17 protein-coding genes are annotated in these 19,852 nt (G+C 59.6%); 8 read left to right on the top strand and 9 right to left on the bottom strand.

Features of this window, described 5'->3' with window-relative positions:
* Window positions 1-18: 18 nt before the first annotated feature.
* The 6 genes from BLW66_RS02505 to secG form a co-directional block, all read right to left on the bottom strand.
* Window positions 19-798 carry an ABC transporter ATP-binding protein gene (locus BLW66_RS02505; RefSeq protein WP_089944529.1) on the bottom strand — a complete coding sequence of 260 codons (780 nt, stop codon included), beginning with the start codon at window positions 796-798 and terminating at the stop codon, window positions 19-21.
* Window positions 799-871: 73 nt separating this feature from the next.
* Window positions 872-1,624, bottom strand: coding sequence for a phosphate/phosphite/phosphonate ABC transporter substrate-binding protein (locus BLW66_RS02510; RefSeq protein ID WP_089944532.1), 753 nt, complete (start codon window positions 1,622-1,624; stop codon window positions 872-874).
* Window positions 1,621-2,067: a tellurite resistance TerB family protein gene (locus BLW66_RS02515; RefSeq protein WP_089944536.1), complete on the bottom strand. Its 447-nt coding sequence runs from the start codon at window positions 2,065-2,067 to the stop codon at window positions 1,621-1,623. Before BLW66_RS02515 ends, BLW66_RS02510 begins: the two co-directional genes overlap by 4 nt.
* Before the next feature lie 27 nt (window positions 2,068-2,094).
* Window positions 2,095-2,391 carry a DUF1330 domain-containing protein gene (locus BLW66_RS02520; RefSeq protein ID WP_089944539.1) on the bottom strand — a complete coding sequence of 99 codons (297 nt, stop codon included), beginning with the start codon at window positions 2,389-2,391 and terminating at the stop codon, window positions 2,095-2,097.
* The gene (locus tag BLW66_RS02525; RefSeq protein ID WP_089944544.1) at window positions 2,391-4,034 is read right to left on the bottom strand and encodes a CTP synthase; all 1,644 of its coding nucleotides are present in this window, start codon (window positions 4,032-4,034) and stop codon (window positions 2,391-2,393) included. The genes BLW66_RS02520 and BLW66_RS02525 overlap by 1 nt, the downstream gene beginning before the upstream one ends.
* A 167-nt stretch (window positions 4,035-4,201) precedes the next feature.
* Entirely contained in the window at window positions 4,202-4,564 is a 363-nt protein-coding gene (gene secG / locus BLW66_RS02530) for a preprotein translocase subunit SecG (protein ID WP_089944547.1), read from the bottom strand.
* A gap of 142 nt (window positions 4,565-4,706) precedes the next feature.
* On the opposite strand from secG, the gene BLW66_RS02535 reads away from it, so the two are divergent.
* Together BLW66_RS02535 and BLW66_RS02540 are read left to right on the top strand one after the other, a co-directional pair.
* Entirely contained in the window at window positions 4,707-6,002 is a 1,296-nt protein-coding gene (locus BLW66_RS02535) for an adenylosuccinate synthase (protein WP_089944550.1), read from the top strand.
* A gap of 4 nt (window positions 6,003-6,006) precedes the next feature.
* Window positions 6,007-6,234: a DUF2842 domain-containing protein gene (locus BLW66_RS02540; protein WP_089944553.1), complete on the top strand. Its 228-nt coding sequence runs from the start codon at window positions 6,007-6,009 to the stop codon at window positions 6,232-6,234.
* Window positions 6,235-6,268: 34 nt separating this feature from the next.
* Here BLW66_RS02540 and BLW66_RS02545 read toward each other — a convergent pair whose 3' ends face one another.
* The 3 genes from BLW66_RS02545 to BLW66_RS02555 form a co-directional block, all read right to left on the bottom strand.
* Window positions 6,269-9,889 carry a translocation/assembly module TamB domain-containing protein gene (locus BLW66_RS02545; RefSeq protein WP_170833372.1) on the bottom strand — a complete coding sequence of 1,207 codons (3,621 nt, stop codon included), beginning with the start codon at window positions 9,887-9,889 and terminating at the stop codon, window positions 6,269-6,271.
* Between the two features lie 11 nt (window positions 9,890-9,900).
* Window positions 9,901-11,676, bottom strand: coding sequence for an autotransporter assembly complex protein TamA (locus tag BLW66_RS02550; protein WP_089944559.1), 1,776 nt, complete (start codon window positions 11,674-11,676; stop codon window positions 9,901-9,903).
* Window positions 11,677-11,915: 239 nt separating this feature from the next.
* Window positions 11,916-14,150, bottom strand: a complete 2,235-nt coding sequence (locus BLW66_RS02555) for a hypothetical protein (RefSeq protein ID WP_139254511.1) — start codon at window positions 14,148-14,150, stop codon at window positions 11,916-11,918.
* A gap of 171 nt (window positions 14,151-14,321) precedes the next feature.
* Here BLW66_RS02555 and BLW66_RS02560 point away from each other — a divergent pair, with 171 nt between their 5' ends.
* The 6 genes from BLW66_RS02560 to BLW66_RS02585 all read left to right on the top strand — a co-directional run bounded on the left by BLW66_RS02560 (window position 14,322) and on the right by BLW66_RS02585 (window position 19,574).
* The gene (locus BLW66_RS02560) at window positions 14,322-14,975 is read left to right on the top strand and encodes a thiamine diphosphokinase (protein WP_244508530.1); all 654 of its coding nucleotides are present in this window, start codon (window positions 14,322-14,324) and stop codon (window positions 14,973-14,975) included.
* A gap of 116 nt (window positions 14,976-15,091) precedes the next feature.
* Complete coding sequence (gene rpiA / locus BLW66_RS02565) at window positions 15,092-15,880, top strand: ribose-5-phosphate isomerase RpiA (protein ID WP_089944569.1); 789 nt, start codon at window positions 15,092-15,094, stop codon at window positions 15,878-15,880.
* Between the two features lie 15 nt (window positions 15,881-15,895).
* Complete coding sequence (gorA, locus tag BLW66_RS02570; protein ID WP_089944573.1) at window positions 15,896-17,254, top strand: glutathione-disulfide reductase; 1,359 nt, start codon at window positions 15,896-15,898, stop codon at window positions 17,252-17,254.
* A 72-nt stretch (window positions 17,255-17,326) separates the two neighbouring features.
* Window positions 17,327-18,487 carry an FtsH protease activity modulator HflK gene (gene hflK / locus BLW66_RS02575; protein WP_089944578.1) on the top strand — a complete coding sequence of 387 codons (1,161 nt, stop codon included), beginning with the start codon at window positions 17,327-17,329 and terminating at the stop codon, window positions 18,485-18,487.
* Complete coding sequence (gene hflC / locus BLW66_RS02580) at window positions 18,487-19,371, top strand: protease modulator HflC (protein WP_089944581.1); 885 nt, start codon at window positions 18,487-18,489, stop codon at window positions 19,369-19,371. Before hflK ends, hflC begins: the two co-directional genes overlap by 1 nt.
* Window positions 19,371-19,574, top strand: a complete 204-nt coding sequence (locus tag BLW66_RS02585) for a DUF2065 family protein (protein ID WP_394196407.1) — start codon at window positions 19,371-19,373, stop codon at window positions 19,572-19,574. The genes hflC and BLW66_RS02585 overlap by 1 nt, the downstream gene beginning before the upstream one ends.
* Window positions 19,575-19,852: the final 278 nt, after the last annotated feature.

Genomic DNA, 19,852 nt, shown 5'->3' on the forward strand with positions numbered 1-19,852 from the left:
TGGGTCGTATTTTGATTTTTATGCCGGAACGGTTGCGCTGAGGAATTGTTGCAGCCGTTCCGTTTTTGGGGCGCCAAATAGGTCTTCTGGCGGGCCTTCTTCTTCGATCTTGCCTTGATGCAGGAAGATCACGTGGTCACTGACATCTGCCGCAAGGCGCATGTCATGGGTCACGATAATCATGGTGCGCCCCTCAGCCGCGAGGTCTTTGATGACCTTTACCACCTCTTGCTCCAACTCTGGATCAAGGGCGGATGTGGGTTCATCAAAGAGTAGCGCCTTTGGCTCCATACACAGCGCGCGCGCTATGGCTGCACGTTGTTGCTGCCCGCCCGACATCTGGGCAGGGAAGACGTCGCATTTGTCACCAATACCGACTTTCTCCAAAAGGGCACGCGCACGGGGCTCAACCACCGAAGGATCTTCTCCCAGTACCGTGACGGGGGCCTCCATCACATTTTGCAGGATCGTCATATGCGCCCAGAGATTGAATTGCTGGAACACCATCGACAAATTCGTGCGGATCCGAGTGACTTGGCGATGATCGGCCGGGTGGCGGTTCATCGCGTGGCCTTTCCACGTGACGGGTTCACCCGAGAACAGGATTTCGCCTTGCTGGCTGTCTTCCAGCAGGTTGGCGCAGCGCAGGAGGGTCGATTTACCGGAGCCGGAAGAGCCGATCAACGACACGACGCAGCCCGCATTGGCAGAGACCGAGACGCCTTTCAGCACCTCCAGCGAGCCATAGGCTTTGTGCAGGTCGCGGATTTCTAAAACGGGAGGTGTGTTGGCAGACACGGGAACTCGCAAATTGGTATCAGTGCTGCAATAGGACCGATATTTAGCGCGTTTGCAATGGGAATTTGACCCGTTACGCAGGGTAAGGCTGGGGCGCTGGAGGGGTTTTGACTGCCAGATAGGCCTCTGGTGAAAGCGTGGTGATGTCTGAAATCCCGAGGCATGCCTTGTCGGCGGGGGACAGATCGTGGATGGCGTCTTGCAGGGCGCGGAGCATGGCAGCGCGCGGCGCGGACTTGGAGCAGATGTAGGGCAACGCGGGCGTGGGGGCGGTGGTGTCGATGACGCATAGCGCGTCGGCGATGCTGTCCCACTTCGATATCATCTGCCACGTCAGGGCATCAATCGCTGCGATATCGGCGCGGCCTTCGGTGACGGCCAAGGCGGAGGCTAGGTGCGCACCGGTTGCCAAACGGGTGCCAAGGTGCAGGCCTGCATCTTCCATATGGTGATAAAGGGCAGCCCAGCCGCTTTGGGACAGGGGATCGTTATAGGCCGCAGTTGCGCCATCAAAGGCGGCAAGCGGTGATCCTGTACGGTTTTTGTGGGCAATGAGGACGGAGTAGTAATGCCCTGCCCGACAATCGAGGTTGAGAACCGGTGTCGCCACCAAGGCGACCTTATCCGACAGCCCCGCGCGGTAGGGGAAGCCACAGGTTTGCGACAGCATTAAGTTGGGCGATTGCCAATGCGTCATCAAATCAGGAATGTGGCGGCAAAGGGCTTGCGGCGCGTCTGCGGGCAATCCCGCGCGGATGAGCTTCCAAAACCGGTCGTTCGCCGCCGCGGTCTCCGCGCGGTCGTACATGGGCAGGCTGGCGATCATCCGAGCCGAGCTTCGACCCTTTGCCGCGCCAATGCGCTGTCGCGGTCGTTAATCCCCAACAAGGGCGCAATCAGGCGCAAGGCACCTTCTTCCTCGTGGTCGCGTTCGCCGTCTGCCAGCACAAGCTCCCAAAGGGCCTCTACGACTTCCATGCGGTCATCCAGATCAACGGCGTCCTTGATGGAGCGAGTGAATTTGACCGTGTCGTATGCAGTGTCCTCGATGGCTTCCGCCTCTGCGCGCAAAGCGGCCGCACCTGTCGCGTCAAGGTCGCTGAAGTGGCGCGCGAGAATGACGTCGATCTTTGCGACTTCGCTGGTGGTATAGTCGTCATTGGCGCGGGCCACGCGAACCAGCAACGCCGCAAGTGCCAAGCGGGCGTCACCTGCATCAAGGGGTGTGTCTTTGGCTGCGGTCAGGCGTTTGAAGAAGTCAGCAATCATAAGAAAAGATCAGCTCCTGAAAGAGGTTTAGGCGTCGTCGTAGCCTTCAACGATGACAAGGTCGGCAACGGCGATCGGGTCGCGAATGGCTTTCGCGGCCTGATAGGCACCGCTGTCAAAGCAGGCTTGGGCGGCCTCTAGCGAGGGGAATTCGATCACGACAGTGCGCGATTTCGCTTGCCCCTCGCGCACCTCCTGCTGGCCACCGCGCACGATGAAGCGTGCGCCGTATTCGGCAAAGGGTGCCGCGTTGGCGGCTTTGTATTTCTCATACACCTCTGGGTCGGAAACCTCAGCGTGGGCGATCCAATAGGCCTTGGGCATTACACCAACCTCGAATTGTCCTTCGCCGCGCGCACGAAATCACGGAACAACGGGTGCGGGGCGAAGGGTTTGGACTTCAGCTCCGGGTGGAACTGGACGCCGATGAACCATGGGTGGTCCTTGACCTCAACGATCTCGGGCAAGCTGCCATCAGGCGACATACCGGAAAAAATAAGGCCTTTTTTCTCAAGCGCTTCTTTGTATTTGGTGTCGACTTCGTAGCGGTGACGGTGGCGTTCTTCGATGGCGGTGGTGCCGTAAACTTCAGCCACTTTGGAGCCCTTCGTCAGCGTCGCATTATAGGCGCCCAAACGCATGGTGCCGCCTTTGTCATCGGACTCCTTGCGCTTCACCTTGTGGTTGCCCTGCACCCATTCCTTGAGGTGGTAGACAACGGGTGTGAAGCGCTTCTTGCCCGCTTCGTGGTCGAATTCCTCGGACCCAGCGTCCGTCATCCCCGCAAGGTTACGGGCGGCTTCCACGACGGCCATTTGCATCCCGAGGCAGATTCCAAGGTAGGGGATCTTCTTCTCACGGGCGAATTGCGCCGCTTTGATTTTGCCTTCTGTTCCGCGCTCGCCAAAGCCACCGGGAACCAAAATGGCGTGGAAGCCTTCGAGGTGAGGGGCGGCGTCTTCACGGTCAAAGACCTCCGCGTCGACCCATTCCACCCGAACCTTCACGCGGTTGGCCATGCCACCGTGCATCAAGGCCTCTTTGATGGATTTATAGGCGTCTTCCAGCTGGATGTATTTGCCCACGATGGCGATGCGAACTTCACCTTCGTAGTTGTGGACGCGGTCGGACACATCTTCCCACACGGCCATTTTAGGTTGCGGCGCGGGCGAGATGCCAAAGGCGTTCAGCACCGCAGTATCCAGACCTTCCTTATGGTAGGCCAGCGGCGCGTCATAGATGGACGGCAAGTCGTAGGCGGCAATCACGCTATCAGGGCGCACGTTGCAGAACAGCGCCAGCTTCTCGCGCTCTTTTTCAGGGATAGGGTGTTCCGAGCGGCAGACCAGAATGTCGGGTGCGATGCCGATGGATTGCAATTCCTTGACGGAGTGTTGTGTCGGCTTGGTCTTCAACTCGCCGGACGCCGCCAGATAGGGCAGCAGCGTCAGGTGCATGAACAGGCACTCACCGCGGGGACGTTCATGGGCGAACTGGCGAATTGCTTCAAAGAAGGGCAGGCCTTCGATGTCACCAACGGTGCCGCCGATTTCGCAGAGCATGAAATCGACCTCGTCATCACCGACGGCTAGGAAATCTTTGATCTCATTCGTCACATGCGGGATTACTTGAATGGTTTTTCCAAGATAGTCACCGCGACGTTCTTTTTCCAAAACGGTGGAATACACGCGCCCAGAAGAGATGGAATCAGTGTTGCGCGCCGCGACACCCGTGAAGCGTTCGTAGTGGCCCAGATCCAGATCGGTCTCCGCGCCGTCGTCTGTTACAAAAACCTCGCCGTGCTCGAACGGGCTCATCGTGCCAGGATCGACGTTGAGGTAGGGATCAAGCTTGCGCAAACGCACAGAATACCCACGGGCCTGCAACAGGGCGCCAAGTGCCGCCGAGGCGAGACCTTTGCCCAAAGAGGAAACCACCCCGCCGGTGATGAATACGTATCTTGCCATGGCTGGATCTGTCCCGTGCTACCTGAATTGAATGGTGTTTCAGGGCATCGAGATGCCCTTACTCACGGGATTTAAGACATAGAGGATTCGGGGCGCTCCCGCAACCGCGCGCCGCAACATTATGTGGGCGGTTTAGCTTAACCGCCCATGACTAGTGATTATTTGGTCTATTCGTCGATGCGTGGCGGTGCCAGTGGTGCATCACCCGTCGTCGGCAGGGTTGGCGGCAAGAGCGCGTCGCCCGATGGGGCCGCATCGCCTGCCGGTGCAGATGTCACTGCGCCGTCCAATACGGAGCCGCTGCTGGCGTTGCGTGCTGCGATAACCGTCAGGCTGATGGACGTGATGACAAACGCGATGCCAAAAACCCAAGTCAGCTTGCCCAACGCCGAAATCGCCGGACGCCCTGATGTAGCACCACCGCCACCGCCACCCACGCCTAGGCCGCCACCTTCAGAGCGTTGGACGAGGACAATACCGATCAAGCACAAGGCAACGATCAGGTGGACGGTAAGAATGATGTTTTCCATGGGGCAGGGGCCTATGACGCAATTGTTCCGATGGTATGTAGTAGGGGCGGCGTCGTGGCGCAACCCGCCAATTGAGGCTTCCCCCCGCGAAGATGCCCTTGTATACGGGCGCGGGTTTAATCTCCGATACAAGGAATTCAGCATGGCCAATGTGGTAGTTGTCGGCGCTCAATGGGGCGACGAGGGCAAAGGCAAGATCGTGGACTGGTTGTCAGAGCGCGCAGACGTTATCGCGCGCTTCCAAGGCGGTCACAACGCAGGCCATACGTTGGTCATTGATGGCAAGGTCTATAAACTGTCGCTTTTGCCTTCTGGCATTGTGCGCGGCGGCAAGTTGTCTGTCATTGGCAACGGCGTCGTGCTTGACCCTTGGCACTTGGAAAAAGAGATCGCGCTGCTGCAAGGGCAAGGCGTCGAGATCAACCCTGACAACTTGATGATCGCGGAAAACACGCCTCTGATCCTGCCGGTCCACGGCGAGCTGGACCGCGCCCGCGAAGAAGCCGCGAATCCCGGAACCAAGATCGGCACCACCGGCCGTGGCATCGGGCCTGCGTATGAAGATAAAGTTGGCCGCCGTGCCATTCGCGTCGCTGATCTGGCCGACCGCGAAACGCTGGAAACCCGCGTTGACCGTTTGCTGGAGCACCATGACGCGCTTCGTCGCGGCATGGGGCTTGAGCCGGTTGACCGTGACGCGCTGTTGGCCTCGCTCGAAGCAATCGCACCGTCCGTGCTGCAATTTGCGGCCCCCGTCTGGAAGGTACTCGCCGAAAAGCGCAAAGCTGGCAAACGCATCTTGTTCGAAGGTGCGCAAGGCGCACTGCTGGACATCGACTTCGGGACATACCCGTTCGTGACATCCTCCAACGTGATTGCGGGGCAGGCTGCGACGGGCTCCGGCATGGGGCCGGGGGCGATTGATTTCGTGCTGGGTATCGTAAAAGCCTACACCACCCGCGTGGGCGAAGGTCCGTTCCCGTGTGAATTGAACGACGACGACGGGCAACGCTTGGGCGAGCGGGGTCACGAGTTTGGCACCGTCACAGGCCGCCAGCGCCGCTGTGGTTGGTTCGACGCGGTTCTGGTGCGCCAGACCTGCGCGACCTCCGGTGTGTCGGGCATCGCGTTTACCAAGTTGGACGTGCTCGACGGCTTTGAGGAACTGAAAATCTGCGTCGGCTATGAGCTTGACGGCAAACGGATCGACTACCTGCCCACGGCCTCCAGCCACCAAGCGCGTTGCAAGCCGATCTACGAGACAATGCCGGGTTGGTCGCAGTCCACGGAGGGCGCGCGCTCTTGGGCGGATCTGCCTGCGGAAGCGATCAAATACGTGCGCCGCGTCGAAGAGCTGATTGACTGCCCCGTCGCGCTGTTGTCGACCTCGCCAGAGCGCGACGACACGATCCTTGTCACCGACCCGTTCTCGGACTGATCGGATGGCGCTTAGCTATAAAGCGCGCCGTCGTTGGGCGTTGGTGATTTTGGTCATCGGGCTGCCGCTCTATATTGCGGTGGCTTGGTGGCTGACGGGCTCGCTGGAACGCCCCAATGTCGTGGTAGAGATACTGATCTATCTGGCGCTTGGCATCGTCTGGGCGTTGCCCTTCAAGTTTATCTTCAAGGGTATCGGCCAAGCCGATCCTGACGCGGATCGCGAAGATTAGACTGCTTTAGCGGGCGCGTATGGATACGCGCCCGCTAGTAATCTTTCTCAAAATACACCCCGACAGAGCTGTCGCCGTTGGACTTCACTTGCCCACGGGCGGTGATGGATTTTGTCAGGTCAATATTGATCGACACGCCGGCCGTGTTGGCGCTGCCGATGGTGACGTCGGTGTAGACGTTGTCGCTGATGTATTTGCCAAGACGCAGGCCGGTGTTGCCCTCTGTGTCGGTGGTCACGTCGAAATCGTCCAGCCCAAACCCGCGCCGCAACTGCGACACGACGCTTTCCCCGCCTTTGCCAGCCAACGTCGTAACGGCGCTCGCCAGTTGCAGGGCTTGGAAGGCTGACAGGGTGCTTGCGTCACGACCAAAGAAGATTTGCGCAAGAACCTCGTCCTGCGGCGCGGCGGGGGAGGACGCAAAGGTCACTTCAGGCTGCGAGGCTGGCCCTTCAATGATGATGCTCGCTGTGCCAACGGTGGTGTTCGTCGTCGCAACAAACCGCAAATAAGGGTCCAAGCTGCCCTGTAGCGCCACGCTCCCCTCATCAAGCGCGAAACGTTTGCCCAATATATCAAGCCGACCGCGGATGAGGTTGAACCGTCCCGCAGATATTACCCTATCGGTGCTTCCGCGCAGGCTAAGGGAGCCGCCCAACTCCGCGTCCAAACCGCGCCCACGTACAAACAAGCGCGACGGCGCGTTGATGCGGATATCCAGCCCGTAAGACGCGCCGCCGCCTGTGTCAGATGCGGCCGCTTGCGACGCAGCATCAAGCCCTGCGCGACGTAACGTCTGGCGCGTGGCGGGTGACGCATTAACGTGGGTGATTTGCGGGATGATCGCAAAGCCGGAGGCTTGGGAGGCGGGAACTTGGATATTTGTCTCCCCAACGTTGATCTGGCCCGCAATCACCGCCCCGCCGGAAAGTGGCCCCCTGACGCTAACTTGGCCGTCCACGGTCGCGTCGTAGAGCGATGGATCGACAAGCCTGAGGGCGTCGAGCGAAATCGCCAAGTCGGCCGCGAGACCGCCCGTCAAGACAACCGGCCCCTGCACATTGATGCGCCCACCGGATGACAGGCCAGCCGCAAGGTCGACCTGCGCACGGCCACGGTTCAATCCGATGCGCGCGTTGATGTCATTCAGCGATATACGCAACGTCGGGGCGGAAAGCTGGGCGTTTGCTGTGGTGATGGTGCCGGACAGGGACGACAACGCAGGGTCGCCGTTGAGCGCAAGATCAAAGCTTGCTTGCCCTTGGATGTTGCGCGGGGCCAGAAACGGGTTGGCCAGTGCCATCGGCGCTGTGCCAGTCGTCGCAAGGTCCAGCGTGCCGTTCTCGCGGATCAGGCCACTGAGCTCCGCGTTCGCGCCGCTTAATCCACTGAGCGACGTGTCAATCCGCCATGCCGATCCCTGTTGCGCCGCCGTACCACGCAGCGCCAATGGGCCGTTAATTTGTGCGCCGATAGCGGCGACATTTGGAATGTTGAGCGCATATTGCAGGGCAGGGGCCGTGCCAGTGACTGTGCCCGAGAGATCGCCGGACACACCGTATGGTCCGGTCAAATCGGTGTCGACGCTCCAAACATCGCCATTGCGCGACGCTGTGCCTTTCACGGTCGCGGGGCCGCTGAACTGGGGCACGATTGGCTGGACGTTTGGCAGCGCCAAGTCAAACACCAACGACGGTTGCTCGCCCGTCGCACGGCCCTTTAGGGTCGCGGTCGCGTCGAACGGTCCGTTCAGCGACGTATCGACCGACCAGCCAAGGTCATCTTGCGTGGCTTTGCCCGTCAAAGTGACCGCGCCCTTCAGGCGCGGATCGATCCGTGCGCTGTCGGCAAGGGTCAGATCGTAATTCACCACTGCCGCGTCGGCTTGCAGGCTGGCGCTGGCGGTGCCGCTTAGCTGCGGGTTGGTGATCTCCAGCATGGGGATGTGCGTGCCGGATTCGTCTCGCACAGCTTCAAGCGTCAATTCGGTTATGCCGGATAAGGCTTTGTCGGCTTGGTCGATCCCAATGCTAAGTTCAACAGTTTTCCCTGCGATTTTCAGATCAAACGCGCCGCCTAAATCCGCGGTGCCGGCAATGGTCAATTCGGCTTGGCCCCTTAAGTCCGTCCCTGTTAGCGCGGCAAACCGCGACAGGTGATCCGCCCGCAACGTGGCATCGAATTCAGTTTCAAACGCATCCTCCAAACCCGCCACGAAGGCTGAGCCGGTTAGGTCGTAGTCTGTGCCTTCAAACTCGATATCGCTCAGGCGCAATGACCCAGCGGTTTGATACTCTACTTGCACGGAGCCCACTAAATCGGCCCCCACGGCGTCCTGCACCGCTGGATCGTCGAACTGGGCACCCGTCGCACTAAATTTGACATCGGATTGAAACTTGCTCTGCCCCGCAAACGAGTTGCTGAGCGCGCCGCGCGCCGTCAATTCCACCGCGTCGACGGCCGCGCCCGTTGTGACCAGATTGGCGATATCGAACACGGCCTCGATGTCTTCACTTTCGGCGGCGTCATAGCTGATCTTCAGGCCCGCGCTGTCGATGCGGGTTTTGCCGTCGTTGAAGGGCAACACGACGTCCTTGCCCGTTTCTGGCGCGATCTGGCCTGTCAGCGCGATAAACGTCGGCCAGTAAGTCGGATCAAGAGCCACCGCGCCCTGCAGGTCGACAGCGCCTGTTTTTAACGTCAATTCATCAAGGTTAAGTGCGCCTTCGAGGCTTTGCGAGCCGCGCGCGCGAAGGGCCGTGTTATCGCCGAAAAACGCGCGGTACTCGGCAGGGAGAAGCGGCGTCAAGTCGCCGCTCAACTCGGTCCTGAAGTCGCGCCCTGCCTCAGAATTTCCTTGTAATACGACTTGGCCTTCCAGACGTGGCGCGCCGTCAGTCTCAAGCGAAATGTCTGTGACAAGGTCGTCAATGCTGCCTTCACCCGACACTTGCAGGCGCAGGTCCGGGCGTCCTGGCAGGTTCAGCAGCCGCGCGGTGATGCCGTTTTCGGCCTCGGTCAGGTCCAGCGCAATCGCAGCAAGCTGGGTCACAGCGTCATAGCTTGCATCGATGATGAAGCGCCCTTGCTGGCCATCGGTCCGACGGGCGGTCAGCGCGACGTCGCCGGAGCCTGCGGCAAGTTGTGCGGAAGCCTCTAGCGTCATCTCAGCAGGCTCACCCAAAATAGCCTCGCCAAGGGTGATCGTCTCGAGGTTGAATTCCGCAACTGAAACGGACACCGGCAGGTTGGGCAGCGCAAACCCGCCCGCTTGGACGTCAGGTGTTTCACCCGCAGGCACGACAGGCGGACGGGTGAGCGACACGGTTGCAGCACTCAGGCGTTCGATTTCGATCCGCCCCCGTAGTAGGGCGGACCGGTTCCACACCATCTCGACGTTCTCAAGCGCAAGCCAGACGCCATCCGCATCGGCAACGGTAATCGCGTCGATGCCAGCGGTGCTGGACAACGCGCCACGAAAGCCTTCGACGCGGACAGTACGGCCCTCGCCGCCCAAGGCGTCCTCCAGTAACCCGACGATGAAGCCGCGATCGTCCTCGCTGGCCAAATCTTCGGCCAGTGCATCGTCCTGCGCGATCGCTGGCCCCGCGCAAAGCAAAAGCGCGGCCAGCAGGATGTGGGCCAGTCTAGACATAAGGCGCGCCATCAGAATGCCTGCCCGATACCGATGTAGACGTTTAGGCCACTGGAATTATCGGGGCCACTGACAGGAACGCCTAGATCAAGCCGGACAGGGCCGATGCCCGTGTTGTAGCGCACGCCCAATCCCGCCCCGCTGTGCCAGCGTCCGGTGGAGCCATCGGGAAATTCTTCGCGGCCGATGTAGCCGACATCGTAGAAACCGACGACACTCAGCTTATCCGTGGTTTTCACGCGAACCTCGCCGGAGAGACCAAGGAAAGAACGCCCGCCCACAGTGGCACCGCCCCCCAGATCAACCCCAAGGGATTGGTAGTCTTGCCCACGAACCGTGCCACCGCCGCCGGAGTAAAACAAAAAGTCGGCGGGTGCGTCGGCTAAGGATGGCCCGCTGACAAATCCAAGCTGGCCGCGCAGCGCGAAGGTGACGCGTTCTGCGTCGCCAACCGTGCGGTAGGCGCGCGTGTCCAGATAGCCGCGAAGGCCGTTTGCTGTGCCCTTGAGATTTAAGAACGGCGTCAGGCTGGCCTTGGCGTAATAGCCGTCCTTCGCGTCTAAAGTGTTATCGCGGTAGTCGAATTCAGCGGACGCGGGCAACGTCAGGATGCGGTAGGACCGCGTGCCAAATGCGTCCGTGGTCTTGGCGCCTTCGAACCCCAAGCCGAAGGTGTATTCACGCTTTTCCGACGCGTAGCGACGGATGCCCGCCTCAACAGACGCATTGTCGGACGAGTAATTCGGCTCATTCAGGCTGGAGATTTCCGCGTCGAGGTAAAAGTCTGTGTCTTCGTTAAAGGTGGCCGGACGGCCAAAGGCGAGGGTTAGCGTGTAGTCTTCGCCGCCGGTGTCGCCGCCAATTCCGTCAATCTCTCCGCCGATGCGCAACCGCTCCGCCCCGCCGAATAAGTTCCGGTGAAGCCAAAAGGCGCTCAAACCTAACCCTTCTTGGGTCGACAGCTCCGCACCAAAGCCAAATCGGCGCGGCTTAGTTTCGGTCAGCTGTGTGACGATATCTAGGGTGTTGCCTGCGGAAATATCCTCCGCCTCAGCAAGGGATACCACGGAAAAGACGCCTGTACGGCGCAGGCGTATCGCGGCGCGCTCAACCTCTTCGGGGTCGAAAATCTTTCCCGTTGGTAGCCCCGCAATATCGACCACACGGTCCTCGTGCATCCTTGTGGTGCCACTTATCCGCAAGTTGCCAAAGCGCAGCTGCGGCCCCGGGGACAACTTGATGTCGGCGTCCAGTTTGGCTGTGTTGTGGCGCGCGGTGATGGTTTGCGACGATAGGCTTGCCTTGGCATGCCCCTGATTGCGCCATCCAGTGATGCCACTGTCCACGGCGGCTTGCAAAATTCGGGTAGAGGCGGGTTGGCCTGTGGTGAAGCCTTCCGGCAGCTCTGTTCCGTTGGCCAAAGGCGTCAAGCGCGCAGTGCCGAAGCGAAACGGTATGCCTGTATCGACGCGCACTTCGACGTTCGCGATCTGGCGTGGCGGCTGCACGGGGGATAGCGAAGCTGCCTCGCGCCCGTCGACGAGGATTGACACCTTGGGCGCGAAAAAGCCGCGATCATACATCAACCCGACAAGCCGCACGTAGTCGGCTTGTGCGGCGGCGATAATGTCTTGCGCGGTCGCATCGGAGGCGGGACCAGCAAGCGGTGTTAAAAGCGAATTGTCGCGCAGGTCTGATCCCAGTCCATTGGTGACAATCCGAAGCTCGAACGCGTCCACGACAGTGGGAAGTAAAGCAAGTAGCCCAGCGATGGCGTAACGTTTCATAGGTGCGGGCGTCTCTCAAAAAGTGAACCGATGCCGGACGATATAGGCCGACGGCCAGAGTATCACACCCTTGAGGCGGATTTTATACCGCTGATTGTCCCCACCAGATCACATTTGGGCTTTCGGCTAATTGTTGCCGGTTAAGTGCCTGGGGTATTACGCGAAACGGGGGACGCATTGCTGCGTCCCCCGTCCCGTGGTTGGTGCCCGACCGGAAGCAGATCCGGCCAGCGGGCCTCTTAAGCAAATTGCGAGCTTTTGGAGAGCGTGAATTTGCCGTTGTCCGTTTTGACGATCTTGCCCGTGCGCAATAGCGTGCCAAAGGCGCGCAGGCCATCTTCGCGCGATGGTGCATCGGGGCCGGAAATCTGCGCCAGTTTGCGCATCAACATCGGGCGGGTAAAGTGTTCTGCACCCTCAATGTCGATGTAATGCGCAGCGGCGGCTTCAAGCAGGTCAGGGAGTTCCAACGCGCCGTTCTTGGCGGCGTATTCGGCGAAGGTTACCTGATCGTCTTCGTTGAACAGGTTGTCTTCTATTTCGAACTCTTCTTCCATTTCCTCTTGCAAGGCCAAGTTGCCACGGGTCACGCGGCGCGGACGCACATCGACACTGCCAGCGGTCGCCGCAACGGCTTCCTTTGGCGTCTCTGTGTGGTCGATGCGCTGCTCGCTGATCAAAACCAACGGTGACGGGCGGTCGGAACGGCTGCTGCCCGCGACCGGACGGCCCGGGCGCACAACGCGGGCCAAGTCGTCACGGTATTGGTCTAGCTCTTCTTCTTCGCGTTTGTCAGCCGCAGCGGCGATCGTGCTATCGGCTTTGGTGGCGGCAACGGCTGCTTTGAGGTGCGCGATGGAGGCGCGGCGCACCGAGCTTTCATCGTTCTCAAGGCGGGAGCCGGTGGTCGTCATCAGGCGCTCAATCGCGTCGTCCTCGGCGGTAGCGGCCAAAGATTTACGCTTGCGCTCTTCTGCGCGCTCCACCTGTGCGGCGGCTTCGGTCTCGTCCGTCTGGGCCGCTGCAGTGTCGTCCATCAGCGATTTCAAAATGTCGTCGCTGTCGTCCGCATCGTTTGCCGGCACTTCAGCAGTTTCGGGCGTGGCCTCCTCGACAGGCGCATCTAGGGAAGAGCTAAGGCGGGACAAGATGTCATCGGAGTCATCGTCTTGCGCTGGTTCTTCTTCCGCGGTCGCAACATCTTCTGCTTCTGCCTCAGTGTCGTTGACCGACGACATCTCAAGTGTGTCTTCGATTTCAGCTTCAGCCACGGGTGTGGTTTCTGCCTCGACCTCGGCCAGTTCCGCCATCAGTTCCGCTTCCATCTCTGGCGGCAGTTGGGCTTCTCTTGCGGCTTGGGCGGCCTCCATGTCGGCGCGCGAAATCTTTTGTACGACAATACGGCGGCGCGGTTTTGTGCGCAGCGGGGAGACATCCTCGCCAGAGGCGGCGACTTCACTATCCTCTTCCACGTCAGAAGTGGCGTCACCAACAGTTTCTTCGGCTGCCGCTTCTTCGTCACCATCTTCGTCTGTTGCCACCTCTTCGGCAACAGGCGCTTCAGGGGCCGTGTCTTGGGCCTCCGGTTCGGCAGTGGCGTCTTCAGCCTCTGTCTCAACTGCGAACGGTGCGTCTTCTTCAGTCGCCTCAACAGGCGCGTCCTCGGCAACGAGGTCTTCCTCTGGCGCAGTTTCTGCCTCAGCCTCAACTTCGTCTGCGACGGTGTCTTCTACAGGCTCTTCGACGACTGGGTCTTCCGCAGCGGGTGGAGCTACGGCAGCTTCTTCTTCAATCTCGTCAGGGTCATTCAGCCCTGCCATCACGGCGTCTAGCGTGCCGCCGTCTTCATCCTCAAAACCGGTGTCGATGGGCGTGTCGAACAGGGCGCTTGGTGCGATCTCCTCTGCATCATACGCGGTCTGGCCGAATTCGTCCGCGTGCTGATCCTCGTCAAAGGCAACCGGTGCCGCGTTTTCGCGGGCCACAACGGCACGGATACGTTGCAGTTTCTCGGCGACGGTATCCCCGCCGCGACCCTCGGACGAGGTGATCGTCGGTATTGCGGAGGCGCGCACTGGCGTTGGCTGCGGTTCCGCTGGCACATCTGCGACCGAGGACATGACATCGGCTTTCGGTTCCTGGCTCTGCTGTTCCGGAACGTCTGCGTTTGGCATCTCGACCGCCAAGGCAGGGGCCTCGGCTGCGACCTGCGGGGTCGCTTCAGTCTGGCGCAGGATCACACCGTTCTCTGCCAACTCGGCAGCAACGCGGCGTTTGATCGTGCTTTCTGCAATCTTGTGCAGCATTTCTGTATCTGGCGTCGGAGGCTCCGCGCCAAAGTAGCGGTCATCAGCCGCCAGATCGCGGAAGTACTCCGCAATTGCTTTCATCGTCGAGAACGGTTCGTCGAACCCCTCTAGCGTACATGAAAACGTCCCATATGAGACTGTTAGAATTTTACTATCACCAACCACGGTAAACTCACTTTCTCCCCAACCACGTGGTTAAGGTACCATCCGGAATTTCCCGAACGAAAATGAAATCGACTGTTTTCCGACGAATTATACGTAGAAATCTTGCCGTTTGTTTCCAGTGTGTCCATTAATACACGCACTATGGCAGGAATTGTACACACCCCCTTATTTATGACACTTTTGGGTGGGGCTCCGACACATTTTAGACATGTAATTCAAGCGCTTAAGCTTGCACCGATTCTCGTTTGTGCGGATGGCGGCGCGGAATTGGCGGTCGAACATGACGTGCAGCCCGAAGCCGTGATCGGGGATATGGACAGTCTGAGTGCCGAAGCGCGGGAAAAACTGGATCCCGCCCGCATCCACCATATTGCAGAACAAGACAGCACCGATTTCGAGAAATGCCTACGCTCCGTGCAGACGCCAGCTATCTTGGCCTACGGCTTTACTGGCGGACGTTTGGATCATCAGCTTGCGGCCTGCACGGCCCTTGTGCGCCATCCGGAGCAGCGCTGCATTTTAATGGGGGAGGAAGACCTGTGCTTTCTTGCCCCGCTGGACTTCGCGATTGATCTGCCCGTTGGCACACGCTTTTCGCTCTATCCAATGGGGAAGGTCTCTGGCGAAAGCGAGGGGCTGATGTACCCTATAGACGGGCTGACCATGTCACCTGCCACACGTGGGGGGACGTCGAATGAAGTCACGGGCCCTGTAAAGCTGCGTCTGGAAGCGCGGCTGATGCTGGTTCTTTTGCCAGTAGAGCATGTGGAGACGGTGCTGGATGCACTGGTGGGGCAGGGTGCTCAAGCGGCCCCGTCTGCGTGATCACGTCAGCGGTCGCAAGTTCGGCGCAGGCGCCGTGCAAATTTCACGCCTTTAAGTCTCGCCCCGCGCCATCTTAGCGCGTATAAGCGCCACGGACACCACTTGAGGACGCAACCATGTCAGGCACGCTTTCCCCCATCGACAAAGCCAAATTCGTCGCAGCCAAGCGTGCGGTCGACTATGTAGAGGACGGCATGAAGGTCGGCCTTGGCACGGGCTCCACCGCCGCGTGGATGGTGAAGTGCTTGGGCGAGATGGTGCGCAACGACGGGTTGAAGATCACGGGCGTGGCCACCTCCAGCCGCACCGCAGAGCTGGCGCAAAAAGTTGGCGTACCGATCGTGACCTTGGACGAAGCCAAATGGCTGGACCTGACCATCGACGGCACCGATGAATACGACCACAACCTGAACCTGATCAAAGGCGGCGGGGCCGCGCTTTTGATGGAAAAGATCGTGGCGACCGCGTCGGACCAGATGATTGTGATCGCGGACCTGTCCAAGCAGGTGGAAACGCTTGGGGCGTTTCCACTGCCCGTGGAGGTCATCCCGTTCGGGTGGCAAACGACCAAGGCATTGATTGAGGAAACACTGGTCAACCTTGACGTGCTGGGCCGGAACACAACGTTGCGCATGAACGGCGCGACGCCCTGCATCACGGATGAGGGCAACTACATTCTTGATTTGCACCTGCGCCGCATCGGCAACCCGCGCCAGCTGTCTTTGGTGATGAACCAGATCCCCGGTGTGGTGGAAAACGGGCTGTTTATTGATATCTGTGACGTGGTTGTGATTGGTAATGGCGACGGGTCTGTGGAAGTCCGCGACATTAACAACGGGACCGTGGAGCATGAGCAGATAGATGTTCAGGAAACGGACAACCTGTTCGTAGACATCGCAGATTAAGTAAGGACAGCAGGCATGAAATTCGACTTCGATCTTTTCGTTATTGGTGGCGGCTCTGGCGGCGTGCGTGCTGCGCGCGTGGCCGCAGGTGGCGGTGCCAAGGTCGCACTGGCCGAGGAAAGCCGCTTGGGCGGCACATGCGTCATCCGTGGCTGCGTGCCGAAAAAGCTGATGGTGTTCGCATCCAGCTATCGCGACGCAATGGCCGAGGCCGATGATTACGGCTGGGATGTCTCCATGGGGGACTTCGAGTGGCCCAAGTTCTCCAAACGGTTGAACTCTGAATTGGACCGTCTGGAAGGCGTCTATCAGAACATGCTGAAAAACTCTGGGGTGAAAACCTTCCTGACCCGCGCGACGGTCAAAGACGCGCATACGATCGTTCTGGCCGACGGCTCAGAGAAGACCGCCAAGCACATTCTGTTGGCAACGGGCGGTCGCCCCGTACGCCCCGACGAGGAATTCGACACAAGCTTGGCGATGGTGTCCGACGACATCTTCCACATGGATACGCTGCCGAAGTCGATGCTGATCGTGGGCGGCGGTTTCATCGCTTGCGAGTTCGCCTGCATCATGCACGGGCTCGGCGTTGACGTGACACTGTTCTACCGCGGCGCGCAAATCTTGCGCGGCTTTGACGACGAGGCGCGCGGGCTGATTGCCGAGATGATGGCAGCACGCGGCATTGCGATCCACACGGGCACGAACATCCTTGATATGCAGAAATCGGACGGCGGGCTGATGGTCAAAGCCTCCAACGGGACGGAGACCGAATTCGAGAAGGTCCTCTACGCCACCGGTCGCTCCCCCAACACCGAAAGCTTGGGGCTGGACAATGTGGATGTTGAACTTGGCCGTCGCGGCGAGATCATCGTTGATGAATACAGCCAGACCGGCCAGCCTTCTATCTACGCGATTGGCGACGTCACTAACCGTGTGAACCTGACGCCTGTGGCCATCCGCGAGGGCATGGCATTTGTGGAGACCGTGTTTAACGGCAACCCAACGCCAGTTGATCACGAGTTGATCCCCTATGCCGTCTTCACCCAGCCAGAGCTGGGCACCATCGGCATGACCGAGGAGGAAGCCCGCGAGGCTGGCCCGATCGACATCTACGCCACGTCGTTCAGGCCGATGCAGCAAGCCTTCGTCGGGCGCGAGGACCGCGTGTTGATGAAACTTGTCGTGTGCAAGAACACCGACGTCGTGCTTGGGTGTCACATCGTGGCTCCAGCGGCGGGCGAGATGATCCAGATGGCGGGCATCGCGATTAAAATGAAAGCCACTAAGGCGCAATTTGATCAGGTTTGCGCCGTGCATCCGACGATGTCGGAAGAATTGGTGACGATGAAAACACCTGTAAGAAGTGCTTGATTTTAGGGGGGTATAAACCCACCTAAGAGCCAAGTAATACATGAGACGAACTTATTAAGAGGATGATGCTGCATGGCCGGTAACAATGGCGGACCTTGGGGCGGCGGTGGAAACCGCGGCGGAGGAGACGATCGGAACGGATCTAACGGATCCGGCAACGGCGGCGGGGGCCGCAACACCGGTGGTGACAGCCCTCAGATCCCCGAGATCGACGAGCTGATGAAAAAAGGCCAAGAACAGCTGCGCGTGCTGATGGGCGGTCGCGGTGGCGGTTCCAACAACGGGTCCGGCGGTATGGGCTCTGGCGGCGGTTTCTCGAAAGGGACCTTTGGCCTTGTGGCGCTGGGTGCTGTGGCGATCTGGGTGTTCCAGTCATTCTACACCGTGAAGCCGGAAGAACAGTCGGTAGAGCTGTTCCTCGGCGAATACTCCTCCACTGGTGGGCCGGGCCTGAACTTTGCGCCGTGGCCTGTTGTGACGGCTGAAGTGCTGCCCGTAACACGCGAGCAAACCGAAGATATCGGTGTTGGCGGCGCGGGTGGCTTGATGCTGACCACGGACGAAAACATCGTCGACGTAGACTTCCAAGTCGTTTGGAATATCAACGATCCGGCGAAGTACCTGTTTAACTTGGCAGCCCCACGCGAAACCATCCGCGCGGTGTCCGAATCTGCGATGCGTGAAGTCATCGCGCGGTCGGAGTTGGCACCTATCCTGAACCGTGACCGTCAGGCCATTGCGGACACCACGCAACAGCTGATCCAAGATACCATGGACCAATACGATTCGGGCGTGAACATCGTGCGTCTCAACCTCGACAAGGCAGACCCGCCGCGTGAGGTCATCGACAGCTTCCGCGAAGTGCAAGCCGCCGAGCAAAAGCGCGACACACTGCAGCGTCAAGCTGACGCCTACGCCAACCGCCAACTGGCTGGTGCCCGTGGTCAGGCTGCGCAGCTTCTGGAGCAAGCCGAAGCTTACCGTGCGCAACAGGTGAACCAAGCCGAAGGTGAAGCCAGCCGGTTCAGCGCTATCCTTGAAGAATACAACAAAGCCCCTGAAGTGACGCGCAAGCGTCTGTGGCTCGAAACAGTCGAGCGGGTCTACGGCGGTGCCAATAAGATCATCCTCGACAGTGCCTCCGAAGGCTCTGGCGGCGGGCAGGGCGTCGTTCAATATCTACCGCTAAATGAGCTGCTCCGCTCTGGCTCTAACTCTGGAGGGTCGAACTGATGACCAAAGGAACCATTTCATTGGTGGCCCTCGTGGGCATCATCTTCGTGATCTTGTCGTCGGTGTTCATAGTCGACGAACGTGAAAAAGCGCTGGTACTGCAATTCGGGCAGATCAAATCCGTGAAGCAGGATCCGGGCCTCGCCTTTAAACTGCCGTTCGTTCAGGAAGTGGTCAAATATGACGACCGCATCCTGTCGCTGGACACAGTCCCAACCGAAGTTACGCCATCCGATGACCGTCGCTTGGTCGTGGACGCCTTCGCGCGCTACCGCGTCAAAGACATCGTTCAATTCCGCCAAGCTGTTGGTGTCGGGGGCCTTGCTGCCGCCGAGGACCGTTTGGAAGGCATCCTGAATCCCGTTATTCGTGAGGTCCTGGGCTCCGACGGTGTGACATCGAACACCATCCTGTCCGCAGACCGTGCGGCCCTGATGCAGCGCATCACCGCGCAGGCGCGTGCCAAAGCGCTGCCGCTGGGTCTCGAAGTTGTGGATGTGCGTTTGAAGCAGACCAACCTACCAGAGCAAAACCTTGACGCGACCTTCAGCCGTATGCGTGCGGAGCGGGAACGTGAAGCTGCGGACGAAATCGCTCGTGGTGAGGAGGCTGCGCTGCGTGTTCGTGCGCAAGCCGATCGGACCGTGGTGGAGCTGGTCTCGGAAGCCCAGAAAACCGCCGACGTCGCACGCGGTGAAGCAGACGCTTTGCGCAACGCGATCTTCGCGGAAGCCTACGGCGCGGACGAGGAATTCTTTGAATTCCGCCGCTCGCTGGACGCTTATGAGAAGGCGATCAAAGGCAGTAACTCGACGTTGGTGATCAACCCTGACAACGCGTTCTTCGACTATCTGAAGTCGGATCAAGGCTCGGCAGCGAACTGATGTTGATGCACATTGCACTGGCCGCAGGTCTTGTGCTCGTGGTTGAGGGGCTGGTGCTTGCACTGGCCCCTTCGCGTATGGAGGACATTGTGAAGGCGCTGGCCGATATCCCGCCAGACACGCGCCGCATGCTGGGGCTGGGCGCGCTTGCGCTTGGTGTTGTCCTTGTTTGGTTGGCCAAAGGGGCGTTCGCTGCTCCATAATTCGCACCCGTCGGAAGGCCCCTTTGTTACGCCCAAAGGCGTGAATTCGCCGATCTTTTCTGCGCAATCCAAGCGGCCGTCTTGTACTTGTGTTTCACACCTCTCACAGTGAGTTGAAGCATTACAACAGCACGGGTTCTTGATAACTTCGTGACCCGAGCACAAGTTGTATGCATGGCGCGGCCGGTCCGTTCTAGGTGGGGTGGCGCACTCAATGGCAGAATTCGCAGAGGAGCGGAGACGTGAAAGCAGACATTCTCACTCAATCAGACAGGCAG

The sequence above is a fragment of the Litoreibacter albidus genome (assembly GCF_900107015.1).
Taxonomy (GTDB): Bacteria; Pseudomonadota; Alphaproteobacteria; order Rhodobacterales; family Rhodobacteraceae; genus Litoreibacter; species Litoreibacter albidus.

What these genes read in the sequence shown, in the direction of transcription:
- hflC (WP_089944581.1), top strand. Translation starts at nt 18,487, where the DNA reads ATGACCAAAGGAACCATTTCATTGGTGGCCCTCGTGGGCATCATCTTC.
- BLW66_RS02520 (WP_089944539.1), bottom strand. Translation starts at nt 2,391, where the DNA reads ATGCCCAAGGCCTATTGGATCGCCCACGCTGAGGTTTCCGACCCAGAG.
- secG (WP_089944547.1), bottom strand. Translation starts at nt 4,564, where the DNA reads ATGGAAAACATCATTCTTACCGTCCACCTGATCGTTGCCTTGTGCTTG.
- BLW66_RS02535 (WP_089944550.1), top strand. Translation starts at nt 4,707, where the DNA reads ATGGCCAATGTGGTAGTTGTCGGCGCTCAATGGGGCGACGAGGGCAAA.
- rpiA (WP_089944569.1), top strand. Translation starts at nt 15,092, where the DNA reads ATGTCAGGCACGCTTTCCCCCATCGACAAAGCCAAATTCGTCGCAGCC.
- gorA (WP_089944573.1), top strand. Translation starts at nt 15,896, where the DNA reads ATGAAATTCGACTTCGATCTTTTCGTTATTGGTGGCGGCTCTGGCGGC.
- BLW66_RS02540 (WP_089944553.1), top strand. Translation starts at nt 6,007, where the DNA reads ATGGCGCTTAGCTATAAAGCGCGCCGTCGTTGGGCGTTGGTGATTTTG.
- hflK (WP_089944578.1), top strand. Translation starts at nt 17,327, where the DNA reads ATGGCCGGTAACAATGGCGGACCTTGGGGCGGCGGTGGAAACCGCGGC.
- BLW66_RS02515 (WP_089944536.1), bottom strand. Translation starts at nt 2,067, where the DNA reads ATGATTGCTGACTTCTTCAAACGCCTGACCGCAGCCAAAGACACACCC.
- BLW66_RS02525 (WP_089944544.1), bottom strand. Translation starts at nt 4,034, where the DNA reads ATGGCAAGATACGTATTCATCACCGGCGGGGTGGTTTCCTCTTTGGGC.
- BLW66_RS02545 (WP_170833372.1), bottom strand. Translation starts at nt 9,889, where the DNA reads ATGTCTAGACTGGCCCACATCCTGCTGGCCGCGCTTTTGCTTTGCGCG.
- BLW66_RS02585 (WP_394196407.1), top strand. Translation starts at nt 19,371, where the DNA reads ATGTTGATGCACATTGCACTGGCCGCAGGTCTTGTGCTCGTGGTTGAG.
- BLW66_RS02550 (WP_089944559.1), bottom strand. Translation starts at nt 11,676, where the DNA reads ATGAAACGTTACGCCATCGCTGGGCTACTTGCTTTACTTCCCACTGTC.
- BLW66_RS02560 (WP_244508530.1), top strand. Translation starts at nt 14,322, where the DNA reads ATGACACTTTTGGGTGGGGCTCCGACACATTTTAGACATGTAATTCAA.
- BLW66_RS02510 (WP_089944532.1), bottom strand. Translation starts at nt 1,624, where the DNA reads ATGATCGCCAGCCTGCCCATGTACGACCGCGCGGAGACCGCGGCGGCG.